The sequence below is a fragment of the Arthrobacter sp. 10N43 genome, from assembly GCF_056394525.1.
Genome location: NZ_JBFTIA010000005.1, coordinates 473,423 through 491,842 on the forward strand (window position 1 = coordinate 473,423; position 18,420 = coordinate 491,842).

Below are 18,420 nucleotides of genomic sequence, written 5' to 3' on the forward strand. Positions count from 1 at the left end.
CGCCCTGAACCGCGGCCACCGCCGCACACACCCTGCTCCGACTCTCCCGAAGGAACACCCAATGACTTCCACCGCCACAGACCTCTCCACTGCAACTGAGCGCGACCTCATCACCGCCCGGAACCTCATCAACGGCCAATGGCTCGGCGAAGGGGACACCGAGCGGATGAACCCGGCACGCCCCGGCGAGCTCGCCGCCCTGTCCCCCAGCGGCACCGCCGAGGACGTCGATGCCGCGATCAGCGCCGCCACCGCGGCCCAGCCGGCCTGGGCCGCCATGCCCGCCCCCGCACGCGGCGCCATCCTCATGGCCGCCGGCGACCTCCTCCTGGACCGCCAGGCCGCCATCGCCGGCGACCTCGTCCGCGAGGAAGGCAAGACCCTGGCCGAGGCCAAGGGCGAGGTCAAGCGCGCCTCGGACGTGCTGCGCTTCTTCGGTTCGCTCGGCTGGGCCGCCACCGGCGAGGTGCTGCCCAGCGGCCTGCCGGACACCACCATCACCACTCGCCGCGAGGCGCTCGGCGTCGTCGCACTCATCACGCCCTGGAACTTCCCCATCGCCATCCCGGCCTGGAAGTCCGCCCCGGCGCTGATCAGCGGCAACGCCGTGGTCATCAAGCCGGCCGAGCTCACCCCGCTCTCCGCAACGCACCTGGCCCGCGCCCTGCAGGACGCCGGTCTGCCCGCCGGCGTGTTCAACGTGGTCCACGGCAAGGGCCGCGTGGTGGGCGACGCCCTGGCCCGCGATCCGCGCATCGCCGGCCTTTCCTTCACCGGCTCCACCAAGGTGGGCCTCGGCCTGCAGGAGATCCTCAACGCCCGCCGCGCCCGGGTCCAGCTGGAAATGGGCGGCAAGAACGGCGTCCTGGTCCTGGACGACGCCGATCCCCGCAAGGCCGCGCAGGTGGTCGCCGCCGGCGCGTTCGGCCTGACCGGCCAGGCCTGCACCGCCACGTCCCGCGTCTACGTCACGCCGGGCGTCCGCGAGGAATTCCTGGCCGCCCTCACCGAGGAAGCCGCGCAGTACACCGCCGGCGACGGCCTCGAGGGTGCAAAGATGGGCGCCGTCGTGAGCAGCCAGCAGTTCGAACAGAACCAGGCCGCGGTGCGCACCGCCGTCGAACGCGGCGCCACGCTGCTGCACGGTGAGCACGACGGCGGCACGGACGCCGGGTTCCGCTTCCCGGCCGCCATCCTCACCGACCTGCCCTTCGACGACGCCGCCGTGACCGAAGAGATCTTCGGACCCGTGGTGGCCGTCCTCGAGGTCCCGGACTATGAGGCCGGGCTCGCCGCGATCAACGATTCCCGCTACGGCCTCACCGCCGGCATTTGCACCGACTCGCTGGCCTTTGCCACGGACTTCGCGGCCCGCGCCCAGGCCGGGGTCATCAAGGTCAACCGTCCGACGGCGGGCCTGGACCTGAACGTGCCGTTCGGCGGCGTCAAGGACTCTTCCACCAACACGTTCCGCGAACAGGGGAAGTCCGCGCTGGACTTCTTCACGTGGGGCAAGACCGTCTACACGGGCGTGTAGCCAGCCATGACGTACGTGATCGCGCAGCCCTGTGTGGATGTGAAGGACAAGGCCTGCATCGACGAGTGCCCGGTGGACTGCATCTACGAGGGCGAGCGCTCGCTCTACATCCACCCGTCCGAATGCGTGGACTGCGGCGCCTGCGATCCCGTGTGCCCGGTCGAGGCGATCTACTACTCGGACGATGTCCCGGATGAGTGGGCCGATTACGTGCGTGCCAATGTGGAGTTCTTCGAGGAGCTGGGGTCGCCGCTTGGCGCCTCAGCCCTCGGGAACCTGCACCGCGACCATCCTGTGGTCGCGGCCGCGCCGGCAGCCGCGGGCGCCGCCGGCTGATCCTGTCGGCTGACCCCGTCCTCTGACCCTGTGACTTATGGCTCTAGTCACCGGCCGCCTGCCTGAGGAGCATCGCAAGGGTCAGGATTGTGCCCGGCCAGGGGCATCCTCCTCCCCCGATCACAGACCCGACCTGCAAGAAGGACTGCCATGTCGGTGGCTTGGATTCGCTCTTCATCCGGCCGGCTCACGGCCGCGTTCGCCGTCGTCGCGCTCATCATGGCGCTGAGCGGATGCAGCCCCGGGCCTGAACCTCCGGTCCAGCAGGTCTCGCCGGATTCCGGCTACCGGAGCATGCTCGAAGACTTCAGTAAGAGATTGCTCGACGACGGCGCCCCGGCCGTGCTCGTCCAGATCCGGGTGGGCGCGGACGAGTGGTCCGCGGCATACGGCGTGCGAAACCTGGAGGACCGTCCCCTGGCCGAGATCACGGACCCCGTCCACGTTGGCGGCATCACCAAATCCATGGTGGCGGTCTGCGTGCTGAAACTGGTCGAAGAAGGCCGGCTGCAGCTCGAGGCACCGGTCAGCACGTACCTGCCGGAGTTCGACAGGGTGATGCACCCGCCGGGACCTGTCACCGTCCGCCAGCTGCTGCAGCATCGCTCCGGCATGCCGTCCGTGGACGGACCCTTGTTCGATCCCGCCACGGTCCGGGAGGCCCTCACCACCAAGGTGAGCCTGCCAGACCTGCTGGCCATGGCAGGCCGGATTTCCTGGCAGGCGAAGCTGGCCCAGGGATTTGAGTACTCCAATTCGAACTACATTGCCCTTGCCCTGATCGTCGAGCGCCTGACCGGCCGGCGGATCGGCGAGGTCATCAGCACCGACATCATTGAGCCGCTCGGGTTGACCGGAACCAAAATGACGGCGGAGGGGCCCGCGCCGGCGACCATGGTCCACGGCTACATCGCACTGGATTCCAAGCAACTCGACGTCACCTACCCGGCCGCCCAGATCGACAACGCCGCCGGGGGCATGGTGTCCTCCGTGGCGGACGTCAATACGTTCTACCGCGCCCTGATGCAGAACCGGCTGCTCAAGCCGGAGACCATCACCGAGATGGAGAGCCCGCTGTACGCCCGGTACGGACTCGGGGTGGTCCGGTGGAACGATCTGTGCACGAACAACTTCTACTACGGCCATCCCGGTGACGTGCCCGGCTACGGCACCATCACCATGACCAGCGCGGACGGAACCCGGCAGCTCACCATGGCCGTAGCCTACCCGCCCCATCCGCTCCAGCCCGGGGACACCCGCATCCTGCACCAAATGGAGTCCGTCGCGGAGGACACCCTCAACGCCACCTGCCAGACCGGGCCGACAGGACCGCTGAACCATGCCGCAGGCAGTCCGGGCAGTTTGGGCTGACGCCGCGCCGGTCTCCACCGGGGCGTCCGGGCTGACGCCGCCCCGGTCTCCACCACAATCTCCGCGATAATCACAGCGACACTTTGGCAAAAGTCACTGCGACAATGGGCAGATGACAGCCATCATCCTCGTCTGGAACCCCGACGAATGGAACGATTGGACCTACCCGGCGGTCCTGGAAGAGGTCGCCGAGACCGGCCGGTTCCTGACCGACTGGGAGGTCGGGACCGGGTTCGGAATCGGTACTGACTTGCGCGACGGCGTGGCCGGTGGCGGCGACGGCATTGCGGATGCCGAGGTCCCTGCGGACGTCGGGGCCGAGTCCGCCGTCTGCGGCGCGGAGGCGTGGCTCGTGCTCCAGGGCCGCCACGGGCAGGGCCTGATCGGCCACGGCGTGATCGTCTCGGGGCGGCCGGCGCCCCGTCTGCAGCCACCGGAGACCGCGCAACCACCGCAGACCGCGAGCGCCGCGCCGGCCGGTTCCCCGCTCTGCGTCCGTGTGGCCTTTGACGCCCTGCTGCCGGCCGGGGACCAGATCCAGCCCGGGATCCTCGAGGAGTTCGTGCCCGGCCTCGACTGGGAAGCACTGCACGGCCCCGCCCTCGCCGTCGCCCCCTCCGCCGAGCCCCTGCTGCGGTCCCTTTGGAGCGAATTCGGCCCGCAGCCTGGTACCGATCCCACCCAGCCCGTGCCCGGCACCGTCCCGGCGGCGGCGGTCAGCCGCGTCGAGGTGAACCGGTATGAGCACAGCCCGGACGCGCGCAGGGCCTGCATCGCCCATCACGGGACCAGCTGCGCCGCGTGCGGGTTCTCCTTTGAAATCGCCTACGGGGACATCGGCAAGGACTTCATTCCGGTCCATCACCTGGTCCCGGTGTCACAACTTGGCGGCGCCTACGAACTGGATCCCGTCACCGACCTCGTGCCACTCTGCGCCAACTGCCACGCCATGGCGCACTTCGGAGTGACCACCCCGCGCACAGTCGCGGAGCTGCGCCGGGCCATGGCCGCCGCCGGGTACCTGACCGGGCAGACGCTGACCTCCAAGGAGCTCCAGGCCCAGCGGGACGCGCGGCGGATCCTCAACCAGCATTAACGGCACCGCCAGCACTAACACGGCGCCGGCACCGCCAGCAGGTGCACACTCAGGCGGACCACACCTCGCGGAACTTGCCGCTGCGGTCCGGCCGGGGCGGCTCGTCGGCAAACTGGACGTCGACGCCGTCGGCGCCCTGGGCCGCGAAGAACGCCCCCAGGCGCTCCCCCACCGCCGCCCGCACGTCGCCCGTCCCGGCATTCCGCCAGAGCTCCAGCCGCACGGTGAGCGACCTCGGCCCGGTGCGGATCGCCTGGAACCGGCGGACGCCGGCGGTCTCCTCGATCACGGTACCCAGCGCCAACGGCAGCACCGTCACCACTTCCCCGGCCGTCGCGGCCGGCGTGGCCCCGTCCAAAACGGCCCCTTCCAAAGCTGCCCCGTCCAAAACCGCCCCGTCCACCACTCCGCTGCCGGCGGCCGCGAACGTCAGCACGTCGCCGCTGCGGCCTTCGACACGGAGCGCGGGAAACGGGCTGCCGCAAGCACACGGGCCCGGAACAACCTGCACGCGGTCGCCGAGGTTGTACCGGATCAGCGGCTGGACCCGGTTGGCCAGGTTGGTGACCAGCACCGTGTGGGAGAGTTCCCCGTCCGGAACGGGCTGGTACTCCGCGTCCACCGGCTCCACGATGTGCCAGTCGGCGTTGACATGGAACAGCCCCTGCCGGCAACGGCTGGTCAGGGCCGGCACCTCTGAGGCGAGGTATCTCAGGCTGACACGGCAACCAAGGGCCGCTTCGATGCCTGCCGCGGCATCGGCCGGCAGAGCCTCGCCGGACGCGATTGCCAGGATCGGATGGATTCTGAGCCGTCCAGCCCTTTCCTCTGCCGCCAACTGCACCATGGCGCTGGGATACCCGTAGAGCATGGTCGGCTGGAAGTCATTGAGCTCGGCCACGAGTTCCGGGAGCGGCCGGAGCACGGAGAACACCCGGACCCTGCGGGCGATGCGCTGGCTGCGACGCCGCGCGGTTTCCGTCAGGACCACGCCGGCAAAGTGGTCCCCGTCCGCAATCATCGCCGCGGCGCGCAACCCGCGGCGCAGGAAAGCACGGGCCTCGGCAGCGCTCAGCAGGGTCCGCCGTTCGCGGATCCGGGCGAGGAAGTTCGCTACCTGCAACGAGTTCCGGTCATGGACCAGGACCGCGGGTTCCCCGGTGGACCCGGACGTCGTCATGACGAGGTACTGCCCGCGGTAGAAGCCGCCGACGCGCGAGGCGTCGCCAAGGAGGTCCGCTTTCAGGCCGGCGAGCGTGATGTCAGGATCGGTCACCCAGTCGTCGAAGTTGTCCATGAGCTCGCGCTTGCCCACCGGCGGCAGCTCCCCTAAGTGCGTGGCCAGATCCGTGACCGTCCCCGGCACGTCCCGGTACAGGCGGCGGTAGAACGGCGAGGCGGACCGGGCGTAGTCAACCAGCGCGCCGAGCCGGTCCCGTTGCCGGCGGGCAATGGCGTCCTGGCTGGCCCGCTCGGCCCGCCAGATATCCAACGCGATTCCGGTGGTCCGTGTCATCCCGAGAGGAGAGCCGCGCATCCCGCATCACCCTTTCGCGGGTGCGTACGCCAGACGCACCCGATCCCCACGCTGGCACGCCGTCGGCCGCCCCAACAGGGGCTTTAGGCACCCGGCAGCACATGGGCGCATCCACGGACACCGTCGAATTGCTGGACTTCCCGGCACGCAGCACCACAGACTGTGTACAACAGCTGGCTGGGCGGCGTGGGAATTCCTGCCTCCGGGCCGGCCGTGGACTACCAGCAGCATCGTTTGGGGCTTTGCTTAATACCTTTTTCCACCGCCGTGAAAGGACCTGGTTATGCCGGACTTGTCATTTTTGTATCCGCTCATTTCGATCATTCTGGGGGCGGTCGCCGTCGTCGGCGTCATCTGGGTGGCAACAAAACTGATGTGGAAGGTGGCGGAACCGAACGAGGCCCTCATCATCTCCGGGTTGACGCGCGGCACGCTGGAAACCCGGGAGGGGATGGACTTCAAGATCGTCACGGGCAAGGGGGCCCTGGTGCTGCCGGGGCTCCAGACCGTGCGGCCGCTGTCCCTGACGCTGAATGAGACCGAGCTCAAGGTCTCCTGCGTGACCTCCCAGGGCATCCAGGTGATTGTCGACGGCGTGGTCATCTACAAGATCGGGGATGCCCCGCCGTTCATTGCCAACGCCGCGCGGCGCTTCCTGGGCCAGCAGCCCAAGATGGAAAGCCAGGTGTACAACGTCTTCGAAGGACACCTGCGCTCGATCATCGGCAGCATGACGGTCGAGGAAATCATCCGCGAGCGCGACAAGCTGGCCTCCCAGGTCCGCAGCGCCAGCGGCGTCGAAATGGAGAAGCTGGGCCTGGTGGTCGACTCGTTGCAGATCAAGGACCTCCAGGACCCCACGGGCTACATCCAGAACATCGCCAAGCCCCACATTGCCATGGTCAAGATGGAGGCCCGCATCGCCGAGGCCACCCGGAACCGCGAAGCCGCGGAAAAGGAAGCGGAGGCCGAGGCCCTGATTGCCGACGCCCGGAGCGTGTCCGCGATCCGGCAGTCCGTGGCGCTGGCCAATGCCGAGCGCGCCAAGGCGAACGCGGCCCAGGCCGGTCCTTTGGCGGACGCGACGGCGCGCCAGCAGGTGGTGGTCCAGGAAACCGAGGTGGCCAAGCTCGAGGCCGACCGGGAAGAGCAGAAGCTGCAGACCACCGTCCGCAAGCCTGCCGACGCGAGGGCCTACGCCAAGCGCACCGACGCCGAGGGCCAGAAATCGGCGGACATCAGCGCCGCCGAGGCGCTGGCCCGGCGCACCGAGCTCGAGGCCACGGCCAACGCCCGGCGTACGGAGGTGCAGGCCCAGGCGAACGCGACGGCGGCAGCGGCAGCAGCCGGCGCCACCAAGGTCACCGGCGAGGCCGAGGCAGCCGCCACGAAGGCCCGCGGCGATGCCGCCGCCTCGGCCATCAAGGCCAAGGCCCTGGCCGAGGCAGAAGGCATCAGGGCCCGCGCCGAGGCCCTCGGAACCAACCAGGACGCCGTCATCGCCCAGCAGCTCGCCGAGAACATGCCGGCGATCGTGGCGGCTGCCGCCGAGCCGTTTGCGCACGTCGGCCAGATGACCGTCCTGAACGGCGGCGACGGGGTCAACCGGATGATCGGCGGGGTTTTGGCACAGGTGGGCGACTACCTTCCGGCGCTCTCCACCGCACTCAAGAACACCCGGAGCACCGCCAAACGCGATCCCAAAACTCAGGAAACTCCGGGGGCCTAGGGGCGGATATGCGTGCGGGGGTACAGGGAATCTGATGCACAAGGATGTTGACCGGAGCCTGACCGGAAAGATTGGACGCGTGACGGGACGGATCGGCCCGGGCACCATCGGCGAGGTCATGCTGCCCGTCCGCGGCGGAACCAGCGCTTTCCATGCACACCCCTTCGACAAGAGCAGCGTCTTTGCCGTGGGCGAGCAGGTCCTGGTCATCTATTTTGAGCCGCCGCAGACCGTGTATGTCGACGAACTACCGGACGTCCTCAGGCCCGGCTGACCTCTGGACGCTGGGAGGCGACGGGCGTATTCTGAAGTTCCGTAGCCTCTGGAGGTATTTTCAGATGGAAGGCAATATGCGCGAGCGCGGCATGGCCCGCCTCCCGGTCGGCAACTGGCCCGACCCGCTGTAAGTCCTCCTTTCGTCATGCCGTCCGGCACCGCTGCTTCGTCGGGTGCGCACTGTGGACCCATGGCCTTAGTTTTCTACGCCCTCACATCAGTTCCCGCCTGACCGCGCCCACCTGTTAACCCACTCTTCCCCTGCCGGCCACGCCTGCTCCCCCGCGCCGCAAGCCGCCGCCCGCACCGTGGAGGGGTGAGGATCGCAATCGTCGCCGAATCATTCCTGCCGCTCATGAACGGGGTCACCCACTCCATCCTGCGCGTGCTGGAGCATCTGCAGGAGCGCGGGGACGAGGTGCTGGTGATCGCGCCGTCCACGCAGGACACTGACGCCCCGGACGAGGTCTACGGCGCCCACGTCCACCGGCTCCCCTCCGTCCCGCTGGCCGGCTATGCGAACGTGCGCGTGGCGATGGGCGGTGTGTATCGGGTCAAGCGAATCCTTGCCGATTACGCGCCCGACGTCGTCCACCTCGCGTCCCCGTTCGTGCTCGGCTGGCGGGCAGCACAGGCCGCCCACCAGCTCGGAATCCCCACCGTGGCCATCTACCAGACCGAGGTCCCCGGCTACGCGGGGCGCTACGGCGTCCCCTTCCTGGAGAACTGGGCCTGGAACCGGGTGGACCAGATCCACCTGCTGGCCTCCCGCACCCTGGTCCCCTCCACTTTCGCGCTCAACCAGCTCCGCGGCCGCGGCATTCCGCGCGTGGACATGTGGCGGCGCGGCGTGGACTCGCAGCGGTTCAACCCCGCAAAGCGCGACGCCGGGTGGCGCGCTTCCGTGGCGCCCGGCGGCGAGCGCCTCATCGGCTACGTGGGCCGGCTGGCGGCCGAGAAGCAGGTGGAGGACCTGGCTGTGCTGGCCGACGTCCCCGGCACGCGCCTGGTGATCGTGGGCGACGGGCCCCAGCGGGCCGCCCTGGAGGCTGCCCTGCCGCAGGCGGTCTTCACCGGGTTCCTTGGCGGCGATGACCTCGCCCGGGTGGTGGCCTCCTTCGATCTCTTCGTCCATCCCGGCGAGTTCGAGACCTTTTGCCAGACCATCCAGGAGGCCATGGCATCCGGCGTTCCGGTGGTTGCCACGGGCCGCGGCGGGCCTCTGGACCTCGTGGAGAATTCCCGGACCGGCTGGCTGTACGAGCCCGGCGACCTCGCCGCGCTGCGTGCCCGGGTGATGGACCTGATGGGCGACGACGCCAAGCGCCGCGCGTTCGCCGCAGCCGCGCACGCCTCGGTCCAGGGCAGGACGTGGTCCGCCCTCGGCACCGAACTCGTTGCCCACTACCAGGCCGTGATCAGTGACCCCGCTGTCGGCCCCTCTCCCCTCGTTGCCCTGTCACTTACGGCTGCCAAACAGGGGTTTTGGGCACCCTAGGTGACAGAGCAACCGGGCTCTTAGTCCTTCCCGCGGCCCCGGACCCGGAACCGCCCCCGTGTTTGGCACCGCGGATACCCTCAGGGCGCTTATGATTTCGGGATGGGAGGGTCCTAAATGTCTTGTTGGTGGTCTCAAGTTCGCACGGCGGTAGTCGGGTGAGCGCGCCGTCGTACCCCGAGGAAGCCTCCGGCACGGTCTCAGGCACGGTCTCAGGAACAGCCCCGGGCTACGGGGACCTGGTGGAATCCAGCCCCGATGCCCTGCTGGTGGTGGCCGAGGACGGCACCATCCGGATGGTCAACGCCGCCACGGAGCGCATGTTCGGGTACTCCCGCGGGGAGCTCGTGGGCTCGGACCACCGCATCCTCCTGGCCGAGGGCTACCGGAACGGGCTCCAGCGGCTGTTCTTCAACCTCCGCCGCGACGCGCACCTCCACCAAGCGCCCGACGCCGACGCTGACGCCGGTGACGCTGACACCGCTCCCGTGGAGGCCTACGGGCTGCGGCGGGACGGCACGGAATTCCAGGCCGAAGTGGCCGGATCCATTTTCATCACCGGCGCCGTCACCGGCGCGGTCAACGGTGCAGGCGCCAGTGACGGGACCGGTCATGGCACTGTGAGCATGATCGCCGCGGTGCGGGACACCTCGCACCGGCCCGAGAACGATGACAGCCTCCGCGAGGCCATGTCGCTGCTGAGCGCGACACTCGAATCCACTGCCGACGGCATCCTGGTGGTCAGCAGCGCGGGCGAGATCGCCGGGGTGAACAACCAGTTCCTCACCATGTGGGGCATCCCGCGGGAAATGCTCGCCACCGGGGACGATGAGGCCGTCATGGGCTTCGTCCTGGACCAGCTGCGGGATCCGGCGAAGTTCGTCGAGAAGGTGGAGGCCCTCTACGCCGATCCCGCCGCGGAGAGCCACGACAACCTCGAATTCCGCGACGGCCGGACCTTTGAACGCTATTCGCGCCCGCAGAAGGTCGCGGAGCAGGTGGTCGGGCGGGTGTGGAGCTTCCGCGACGTCACCGCGGCCAAGGTTGCGCAGGACCGGATCACCCGGGCCATGGCAGACCTTGCCGAACAGTCCGCCCAGCTCACGTCGCTGGCGTTCCGGGATGGCCTGACCGGGCTGTCCAACCGCCAGCTATTCAACGACCGCCTCGCCGGCGCCCTCGCGGGCGCGCGCGGCACCACCGTGGATGTGCTGCTCCTGGACCTGGACGACTTCAAGGAAGTCAACGACATCCTTGGCCACCACGCCGGGGACCAGATGCTCATCGAGGTCGGGCGGCGGCTGCGCGCCTGTGTCCGGCCGAACGACGTCGTGGCCCGGCTGGGCGGCGACGAATTCGTGGTGCTCCTGGTCAACTCGCCGGAGCCCGAGACGGTTGCCGCCCGGATCGTCGATTCGCTCCGCGTGCCGGTGTGGATCGACGGCACCATGCTGCGGCCCAGCCTCAGCCTGGGCGTCGCGTCGATCAGCGGCGAAGACGTGGACGCCTCCGAGCTCCTGCGCCGCGCCGACGTCGCGATGTATGCCGCCAAGGCCGCCGGCAAGAACCGGTACATGCGCTTCCGGCCCGAGATGATGAAGGCCCTCGTGGACCGCAACGACCTCGAGGCCGGCCTGCGGCTCGCCGTGGACAGCGGGCAGATCGCCGTGCACTACCAGCCGATCGTCTCCGCCGGCCGCGGGACCGTGACTGAGGTCGAGGCCCTGGCCCGCTGGGTCCGCGACGGCGTCCTGGTCCCGCCCCAGCACTTCATTCCGGCGGCGGAACGCAGCGGCCTCATTGTCGAGATCGGCACCGAGGTGCTGCTGCGCGGCTGCACCGAGCTCAAGCCCTGGCTGGAAGAGGACGCCTCCCGGTCCCTGGCCGTGAACGTCTCCGGGGTCCAGCTGCAGCACGGGGACTTCGCCGAGCTGGTCCTGGCGGTGACGGAATCCTGCGGTGTGGACCCGGGCCAGCTGGTCCTGGAAGTCACCGAGAGCGTCTTCTTCGACGACGACTGCCACGTGATCCAGCAGCTGACGAGCCTGCGCACGGCCGGCGTCCGCGTGGCGCTGGATGACTTCGGCACCGGTTTCTCCTCCCTGGGGCGCCTGCAGGGGCTGCCCGTGGACTCGCTGAAGATCGATCAGTCGTTCGTTGCCATGATCAACACCGGCACGGAGCACCTGCCCATCCTGAACGCCATGATCGCCATGGCCCACGGGCTGGGGCTGACTGTCACGGCCGAGGGCGTGGAAACCGCCGCCCAGGCCGGCTACCTGATGAACCTGGACTGCGACTCCCTGCAGGGCTTCCTGTTTTCCGGCCCCCAGCCGGAGACCTCGCTCCCGCCGGCCCTGGACCGGGCGGCCCGGGCAATCGCCGCGCTGCGGGGCGATCGGGTGCCTGGCAACCGGTGACCCGCAAAGTTCCGTGGCCGATGTGCTGGACACCGGGCCGAAGGACCCTATGATTCAGGAAACGCATTGATCCGGGCGTCTGAGCCGGGACCATCATCGCTCTATGAACTTCCGTTGCTTGGGGGCCGGTATCGTCGTGGGAACTGGATTTGGTGAAGACCTGCTGGAACAGGGTCCGGATGCGTTTCTGCTGCTGACCGCGGACGGGACCATCGCCTTCGTGAATTCGGCGGCGGAACGGCTCTTCGGCTATCACCGCCAGGATCTCCTCGGCGTCCCGCACACCATCCTGCTCACCGAGGAATCCCGCGGCGGCTTCCTCCGGGTCTTTGGCCGCCTGGGCCGCAAGAGCCGGGCCGGAAGCCGGCCGTTTGCCGCCGTCGGACTGCACCGGGACGGCTCCGAACTCGCCGTCGAGATTACCTGCTCACTGGTGAGCGTCGACGGCGGCACCGCCATGGCGGTCGCCGTGCGCGACGCCGACCACCGCAACGACTCCGACTCCGGCCGGCGGCTGGCCGTCTCACTCCTGGACGCCACGCTGGAATCGACGTCGGACGGAATCGTGGTGGTCTCCAGCGAGGGCCTGATCACCGGGATCAACGACCAGTACCTCAAGCTGTGGGGCATGCCGCCGGAACTCGTCGCGGCCGAGGACCCCAACGCCCTGGTGCGGTTCATCGCGGACCAGCTGGTGGACCCCGACTACTTTCTGGAAATAGTCTCAGCGCTCTACGCGGACAGCATGATGCAGAGCCACGACGTCCTGGAGTTCACCGACGGCCGCACCGTGGAGCTGTACTCGCGCCCGCAAAAGGTGGCGGACACCATCGTGGGACGGATCTGGAACTTCCGCGACATCACCTCGCGCCGGCGCGCCCAGGACCAGGCCCGCCGCGCCATGGAGGAACTGGCCGAGCAGGCCGGCAAGCTCAAGGAACTGGCGTTCCAGGACCCGCTCACGGGGCTGGCCAACCGGATGCTCTTCAACGAACGGGCCGCCGCGGCACTGCTCACCCCGGACCCGGTGCACGTGCTGCTCCTGGATCTGGACGACTTCAAGGAAGTCAACGACGTCCTGGGCCACCATGCCGGCGACGAGATGCTGGTGGAGATCTCCCGCCGGCTCCAGAACTGCGTGGGCCCGCACGGCACCGTCGCCCGGCTGGGCGGGGACGAGTTCGTGGTCCTGCTGGTCGGCTGCCGGGACGCCGACACCGTGGCCCAGCGCGTGGTCGGCACCCTGAACGCCCCGGTCTCCATCGAGGGAACGCTCATGCGGCCCGGCCTGAGCCTGGGCGTGGCATCGCGCGACGCCGGAACGGAGACGTCCTCGGAGCTGCTGCGGCAGGCGGACCTGGCCATGTACGCGGCCAAGGAGGCCGGCAAGAACTGCTACGTGCACTTCCAGCCCGAGATGCTGGCCGCGCTGCTGGAGCGCACCCAGCTCACGGCCGGGCTGCGGCGGGCGGTGGAGCTGGGGCAGATCAAGGTCCACTACCAGCCCGTCATCTCCAGCGACCGGCTCGGGGTGGTGCAGTTCGAGGCCCTGGCACGCTGGGAATGGGAAGGCGCGCTGGTCCCGCCGGACGATTTCATCCAGACCGCCGAGCGGAGCGGCCTGATCCGGGAAATCGGGGCCGAAGTGCTGCGGCGCAGCTGCACCGAGCTGGCCCCGTGGCTGGCCGAGGACCCGTTCCGGAGCCTGGCCGTCAACGTCTCCGGCGTGCAGCTGCAGCACCGTGACTTCGCCGAGCGGGTCCTGGACATCGCGGCATGGAGCGGCGTGGACCCGCGCCAGCTGGTCCTGGAGGTGACCGAGAGCGTGTTCTTCGACGCCCACTCGCACGTCATCGGCCAGCTCGAGACCCTGCGCGAGGCCGGCATCCGGGTGGCCCTGGACGACTTCGGGACAGGCTATTCCTCGTTGGGCCGCCTGCAGGACCTGCCAGTGGACGTGGTGAAGATCGACAAGTCCTTCGTGTCCATGCTGCAGACCGGCATCGAAAAGCTGCCCATCCTGACCTCCATGATCCACATGGCCCACAGCCTGGGCCTGAAGGTCACGGCCGAAGGCATCGAGACGCCCGCCCAGGCACGCTACCTCATGGACCACGGCTGCGATGCCCTGCAGGGCTTCCTCTTCTCCCGCGCGGAACCCGCGGCCGCCAGGGAGCAGTCAGTCCGGAATTCGGATGCCGCCATCGCCGAGCTCGAGGGCGTCCCGCTGCCCGGGTAGCAGGGCGTCCGGGGGCGGCCGGCTGGTGCCGACACATTTAGTCCCGGCATGCTGCCCATCACGGTCGGGGAGGCCGCACCGACTATGATTCAGTCAGCGCAGCGCGCCTTGTTCTCCGCAAGGCGCCCGCTATCCGTATTCATTGCCTGGGGGGCTGTCAAAAATCGTGGAAGCTGGATTAGCACAACAACTGCTGGAGTACAGCCCGGACGCGCTGCTGCTGGTCGGTCCGGACGGATCCATTTCCTTCCTCAACGCGGCCGCGGAACGGCTCTTCGGCTACTCCCGGGCGCAGCTCCTGGGGGCGGACCACAGCATGCTCCTGGCTGAGGCCTCGCGGGAGGATTTCCACGGCGTCCTGGCCGGGCTTGGCAAGGCCGCAAACCCGGGCGCTCCTTTCGCCGGCTCGGGCCGCCGTGCCAACGGCACCGAACTCCCGGTCGAAATCACCTGCGCGCTGGTCCCGGCCCCTGCGGGAGCGGCCGACGCCGGAATCTCCGTGGCGCTCTCGATCCGCGGCGCCGCCGCGGCCCAGCCGAGCGCCGCCGCGGCCCAGCCGAGCGCGGGCGCGGCCCAGCCGAGCGCGGGCGCGGCCCAGCTGAGTGCCAGCAGCGCCGGACCGACCCTCGGCGGCGACGTCCGCCGTCGTGCGTCTGCTTCAGGTTCTGGTTCTGTTTCTGCAGGAACGGCAGTAACTCCGGCGGCCGTTCCCAAAGCGTTCGCCGAGCACGACGACGAGCTCAAGGCCGGCTCCCTCCGCGACCCCCTGACGGCCCTGCCCAACGGCCCGCTCTTCAACGAGCGGCTCGCCGCGGCATTGCGCCGCCCGGATCCGGCGGACATCCTGTTGCTGAACCTCGATGACTTCAGGCACCTCAATGACGTGCTGGGTCGCTCGGCGGCCGATGAGCTGCTGGTGGAGGTCGCGAGCAGGCTGCGCAACTGTGTGCGGCCGCACGACACCGTGGCCCGGCTGGGCGGCGACGAATTCGCGGTCCTGCTCACCGAATGCCTCAACGCCGACGCGGTGGCCAAGCGGATCGCCGAGGCCCTCTACGCGCCCCTGCGCGTGGGCGGCTCCATGGTCCGGCCCGGCGTGAGCATGGGCCTGGCGTCCAAGTCCCGGCAGACGCTGGACGGGGCGGAACTGCTCCGCCAGGCCGACGCCGCCATGACCGCGGCCAAGGCCGCCGGGAAGAACACCTGGCTGCGGTTCCGGCCGGAGATGCTGAGCACGCCGGCGCACAAGGCCGACGGCGAGACCGGGCTCCGGCGCGCCGTCGAGCTGGGCCAGATCTCGGTGCACTACCAGCCCGTGGTGTCCCCCGGCATCGGCTCGGTGGTGCAGTTCGAGGCGTTTGCCCGGTGGGAGCGGCACGGCCGGCTGGTGCCGCCCAACCAGTTCCTGCCCGTGGCCGAGCAGAGCGGCCTCATCCGCGAGATCGGCGACGAGGTCCTGCGTCGCGCCTGCGCCGAGATCCGCCCCTGGCTCGCCGGAGACGCGGCGTACAGCGTCGCCGTGAACGTCTCGGGCCTGCAGTTCCAGCACCGGGACTTCGCCGTGGATGTGCTCGCGATCGCCGCATCCACGGGCGTCGACCCGCACCAGCTCACGCTGGAGCTCACCGAGAGCGTGTTCTTCGATGCGTCCTCGGACGTGCTGGGCCAGCTGCGGCAGCTGCGCGCGGCCGGGGTCCGGATTGCCATGGACGACTTCGGCACCGGGTATTCCACGCTCGGCCGGCTCCAGGAACTGCCGCTGGACAACGTCAAGATCGACCGCTCCTTCGTGGCCATGATCAAGACCGGCCAGGAACAGCTCCCGTTCTTCGCCACCATGATCAACGCCGCGCAGGCCCTCGGCCTGAAGGTCACGGCCGAAGGCATCGAGACCCCGGCCCAGGCCAAGTACCTGATGGAGCGCGGCTGCGACTCGCTGCAGGGCTACCTGTTCGCCAAGCCGGCGCCGGCCAGCCACCTGGCCGGAACCATGGAAAGCGCCCTGAACGCCCTGGACAGGGTCGACGCCGCGCGGTGACCCTGGTGTCACCCTGCCCTCGCCCTGCGTCGACGCCGCCACACCCCATCGATTGCAGTACGCCATCGACGCCGCACCCCGCCGTTGGACGCAACCGGCCGCTAAGCAGCATGGCTTAGCGGCCGTTCTTGGCCAATCGATGGACCGGACCTAGCGCTTTTCGCAGGCGATGCCGTCGTTGTCGCGGTCAAGGTCGTATTCGCCCCAGTGACGGGGGCCGGCGCCGTCGTTGTAGCTGTACAAGGTGTTGTCGACGCGGAAGTTTGTGACCGGCTTGCCGCTGGTCCTGTCCCGGGCGCCCTTGACGCCCACCCCGTGCGGGTAAACCTTGTTCAGCTCCGTGCAGTTCTTGTACGACCTCGGCGCGGGCGCGGCAGATGCCGGCACGGCCGTGGCGCTCAGGACGACGGCGGTACCCGCCAGAGTCGCAATAATCAGTTTCTTCAGGCGCACGGTAGAGAGCACTCCCCCAAATAGAAGCCCTCAGCCGCGTGTCGGAGAGGGGCAGGAAAATGCTAACCCACGATTCCGCCGCAGGTGGGGAGGCTACGGGCCGCTCAGGCGCGTCTCAGGCGCGGCTCCACACCGTGATTTACGGCTGGCGGTCCAGCTTGTCGAGGTCCTGGGCCACCATGGCCTCGCTGCGCTGCCACAGTGCCTTGGCGAGGCCTGCGTCGTAGGCCTGCCTGTTGGCCTTGGAGAGCGTCCGCTTGGCGTAGTAGGCGCCGGAGATCCAGTCGTGGCCCGGGGTGGCGTTGGCGAGCCACACGAGAGTGTCCGCGCCCTGGTCGGGGGTCAGCATGAACCGCTTGAGGAAGGACTTGTAGGCCAGTCGCATGGGGCTGGTGGAGTCCGCCGCGAAGTTGGTGGCGACGCCGCCGGGGTGGAAGGCCGCCGTCGAGATGCCCTCGGCGTTGTAGCGGTTGTGCAGCTCGGTGGTGAAGAGGATGTTGGCGAGCTTGGCGTTGCCGTAGGCGCGGTTGATGGAATAGCTCCGTGCCGCGTCGAGGTCGTCGATATCCAGCTTGCCGAAGAGCGAATTCGCGACGCTGGAGGTGTTGATGACGGTGGCCCGGCTGGCGGCGAGGACGTCGATCAGCCCGGTGGTGAGCAGGAACGGGGCCAGGTGGTTGACCTGGAAGGTCCTCTCGTGGCCGTCCACGGTGAGTTCGCGGGGACCCATGATGCCGCCGGCGTTGTTCGCCAGGACGTCAATCTGCGGGTACTTCTCCTTCAGCTGGGCCGCCAGGGTGCGCACCTGGGCGAGGTCGGCGAAGTCGCTGACATAGAAGTCGGCACCGATTTCGTTCGCGATCGCCTCAGTCTTGTGCGCGGAACGCCCGACGACGACGACGCGCTCCCCTTGGCGGGCAAAGGTCCGCGCGGCGGACGCGCCGATCCCGTCGCTGGCTCCGGTGATGACGATAGTGCGTTCGGGCATTGGGGTGTCCTTAGAACGAAAACGGTGGGCTGGTTTTTGGAATCCAGCCCCGTCGAATTCTAACGAGCACACCCGGGAGAATGTTCCGGACGAGCCGGTGCTTACCCCGGAGTTTGCTGGGAATCTGGTGGGATTGATGCGAAGGCGGCCGTCAGCTCAGCGCCTCCTCACACTGCTGCATCAATATGGTGCTTACGCCATCCTTGCGCAGGTGCGGGGCGCGGATATCGCCGCATGGACGGGCTCTGGCTGGGGTTGCCCTCGTCAGCTGGCCGGGTCGTACCCGAACTGCCGGAGCTCTTGCGAGCAGCGGCAGGCGACGGCGATCTTCGCGGCCCACTCGATCGCCGCCTCCCGCGAGGGAAGCTCCAGAACGGTATAGCCGCCGTTGGGCACCTTGTGGCCTGGGTACGTGCCCTCGGTGACGGTGCCGTCACCGGCAACGAGCACCGGGTCCACGTCCTCATCGATCCCGCCGCCAAAGACGTACACGCCTGCAGCCTTGGCCTCCTCGATGACGGCATGCGAGGCCTCGACCACTGCCTGGAAGTCCTCCTCAGGGAACACCATGGCCTCACCGGGGAACGAGATCAGGTACTTCGTCATTCGAGGACTCCTCTGCTCCGGCGCCCGCCAAGTAGGGGCAGCGATGGATCACTTCGACTCGATCGTAATGGGTGTTGTGTTGCGGGTCGAGGTCTCTGAATGATGGAGCTTCCTATGTCATCCGCCCCAGCTGGACGCTCAATCACGAAGTGGGGGTTAAATGCGGGAGGACCCCCAACATGTGTTGGGGGTCCTCGACCGTTAATGGTGTTCCGGCGGTGACCTACTCTCCCACACCCTCCCGGGTGCAGTACCATCGGCGCTGTGGGTCTTAGCTTCCGGGTTCGGGATGGGAC

Annotated in this window: 14 protein-coding genes and 1 rRNA gene; 10 read left to right on the forward strand and 5 right to left on the reverse strand. The window is 68.7% G+C overall.

From position 1 onward, the window contains the following. Positions 1-61 precede the first annotated feature (61 nt). The 4 genes from AC1DDO_RS13775 to AC1DDO_RS13790 all read left to right on the forward strand — a co-directional run bounded on the left by AC1DDO_RS13775 (position 62) and on the right by AC1DDO_RS13790 (position 4,340). Positions 62-1,537 carry an aldehyde dehydrogenase family protein gene (locus AC1DDO_RS13775; RefSeq protein WP_476972049.1) on the forward strand — a complete coding sequence of 492 codons (1,476 nt, stop codon included), beginning with the start codon at positions 62-64 and terminating at the stop codon, positions 1,535-1,537. A 6-nt stretch (positions 1,538-1,543) separates the two neighbouring features. Further along, a complete protein-coding gene (gene fdxA / locus AC1DDO_RS13780) occupies positions 1,544-1,873 on the forward strand; it encodes a ferredoxin (RefSeq protein ID WP_476972050.1) in 330 nt (109 codons plus the stop codon). A gap of 150 nt (positions 1,874-2,023) precedes the next feature. Then, positions 2,024-3,244 (forward strand): serine hydrolase domain-containing protein, encoded by a 1,221-nt coding sequence (locus tag AC1DDO_RS13785; protein WP_476972051.1) that lies wholly within the window; start codon positions 2,024-2,026, stop codon positions 3,242-3,244. 112 nt (positions 3,245-3,356) lie between these two features. Next, positions 3,357-4,340 carry an HNH endonuclease gene (locus tag AC1DDO_RS13790; protein ID WP_476972052.1) on the forward strand — a complete coding sequence of 328 codons (984 nt, stop codon included), beginning with the start codon at positions 3,357-3,359 and terminating at the stop codon, positions 4,338-4,340. Between the two features lie 49 nt (positions 4,341-4,389). Here AC1DDO_RS13790 and AC1DDO_RS13795 read toward each other — a convergent pair whose 3' ends face one another. After that, complete coding sequence (locus tag AC1DDO_RS13795) at positions 4,390-5,856, reverse strand: phenylacetate--CoA ligase family protein (protein ID WP_476972053.1); 1,467 nt, start codon at positions 5,854-5,856, stop codon at positions 4,390-4,392. Between the two features lie 304 nt (positions 5,857-6,160). Between AC1DDO_RS13795 and AC1DDO_RS13800 the strand changes: the two genes are divergently transcribed. From AC1DDO_RS13800 to AC1DDO_RS13825, 6 genes are all read left to right on the forward strand, one after another. Further along, positions 6,161-7,606 (forward strand): flotillin family protein, encoded by a 1,446-nt coding sequence (locus AC1DDO_RS13800; RefSeq protein WP_476972054.1) that lies wholly within the window; start codon positions 6,161-6,163, stop codon positions 7,604-7,606. 34 nt (positions 7,607-7,640) lie between these two features. Then, a complete protein-coding gene (locus AC1DDO_RS13805) occupies positions 7,641-7,880 on the forward strand; it encodes a hypothetical protein (protein ID WP_476868531.1) in 240 nt (79 codons plus the stop codon). 318 nt (positions 7,881-8,198) lie between these two features. Further along, entirely contained in the window at positions 8,199-9,380 is a 1,182-nt protein-coding gene (locus AC1DDO_RS13810) for a glycosyltransferase family 4 protein (protein ID WP_476972055.1), read from the forward strand. A 158-nt stretch (positions 9,381-9,538) separates the two neighbouring features. Further along, positions 9,539-11,800, forward strand: a complete 2,262-nt coding sequence (locus AC1DDO_RS13815) for an EAL domain-containing protein (RefSeq protein WP_476972056.1) — start codon at positions 9,539-9,541, stop codon at positions 11,798-11,800. A 136-nt stretch (positions 11,801-11,936) separates the two neighbouring features. Further along, positions 11,937-14,039 (forward strand): putative bifunctional diguanylate cyclase/phosphodiesterase, encoded by a 2,103-nt coding sequence (locus AC1DDO_RS13820; protein ID WP_476972057.1) that lies wholly within the window; start codon positions 11,937-11,939, stop codon positions 14,037-14,039. A 166-nt stretch (positions 14,040-14,205) separates the two neighbouring features. Further along, positions 14,206-16,077 (forward strand): putative bifunctional diguanylate cyclase/phosphodiesterase, encoded by a 1,872-nt coding sequence (locus tag AC1DDO_RS13825; RefSeq protein ID WP_476972058.1) that lies wholly within the window; start codon positions 14,206-14,208, stop codon positions 16,075-16,077. A gap of 150 nt (positions 16,078-16,227) precedes the next feature. On the opposite strand, the gene AC1DDO_RS13830 is transcribed toward AC1DDO_RS13825, so the two are convergent. The 4 genes from AC1DDO_RS13830 to rrf form a co-directional block, all read right to left on the reverse strand. After that, positions 16,228-16,530: an excalibur calcium-binding domain-containing protein gene (locus AC1DDO_RS13830; RefSeq protein WP_476972059.1), complete on the reverse strand. Its 303-nt coding sequence runs from the start codon at positions 16,528-16,530 to the stop codon at positions 16,228-16,230. A gap of 139 nt (positions 16,531-16,669) precedes the next feature. Continuing rightward, positions 16,670-17,518 carry an SDR family NAD(P)-dependent oxidoreductase gene (locus AC1DDO_RS13835; RefSeq protein ID WP_476972060.1) on the reverse strand — a complete coding sequence of 283 codons (849 nt, stop codon included), beginning with the start codon at positions 17,516-17,518 and terminating at the stop codon, positions 16,670-16,672. Between the two features lie 264 nt (positions 17,519-17,782). Continuing rightward, positions 17,783-18,124 carry a YciI family protein gene (locus AC1DDO_RS13840; RefSeq protein WP_476972061.1) on the reverse strand — a complete coding sequence of 114 codons (342 nt, stop codon included), beginning with the start codon at positions 18,122-18,124 and terminating at the stop codon, positions 17,783-17,785. Between the two features lie 210 nt (positions 18,125-18,334). Beyond that, positions 18,335-18,420 (reverse strand): 5S ribosomal RNA (gene rrf, locus AC1DDO_RS13845); the annotation flags it as partial.

Coding starts and splice junctions, on each gene's coding strand:
- AC1DDO_RS13775 (WP_476972049.1), top strand. CDS start 62: ATGACTTCCACCGCCACAGACCTCTCCACTGCAACTGAGCGCGACCTC.
- fdxA (WP_476972050.1), top strand. CDS start 1,544: ATGACGTACGTGATCGCGCAGCCCTGTGTGGATGTGAAGGACAAGGCC.
- AC1DDO_RS13785 (WP_476972051.1), top strand. CDS start 2,024: ATGTCGGTGGCTTGGATTCGCTCTTCATCCGGCCGGCTCACGGCCGCG.
- AC1DDO_RS13790 (WP_476972052.1), top strand. CDS start 3,357: ATGACAGCCATCATCCTCGTCTGGAACCCCGACGAATGGAACGATTGG.
- AC1DDO_RS13795 (WP_476972053.1), bottom strand. CDS start 5,856: ATGACACGGACCACCGGAATCGCGTTGGATATCTGGCGGGCCGAGCGG.
- AC1DDO_RS13800 (WP_476972054.1), top strand. CDS start 6,161: ATGCCGGACTTGTCATTTTTGTATCCGCTCATTTCGATCATTCTGGGG.
- AC1DDO_RS13805 (WP_476868531.1), top strand. CDS start 7,641: ATGCACAAGGATGTTGACCGGAGCCTGACCGGAAAGATTGGACGCGTG.
- AC1DDO_RS13835 (WP_476972060.1), bottom strand. CDS start 17,518: ATGCCCGAACGCACTATCGTCATCACCGGAGCCAGCGACGGGATCGGC.
- AC1DDO_RS13840 (WP_476972061.1), bottom strand. CDS start 18,124: ATGACGAAGTACCTGATCTCGTTCCCCGGTGAGGCCATGGTGTTCCCT.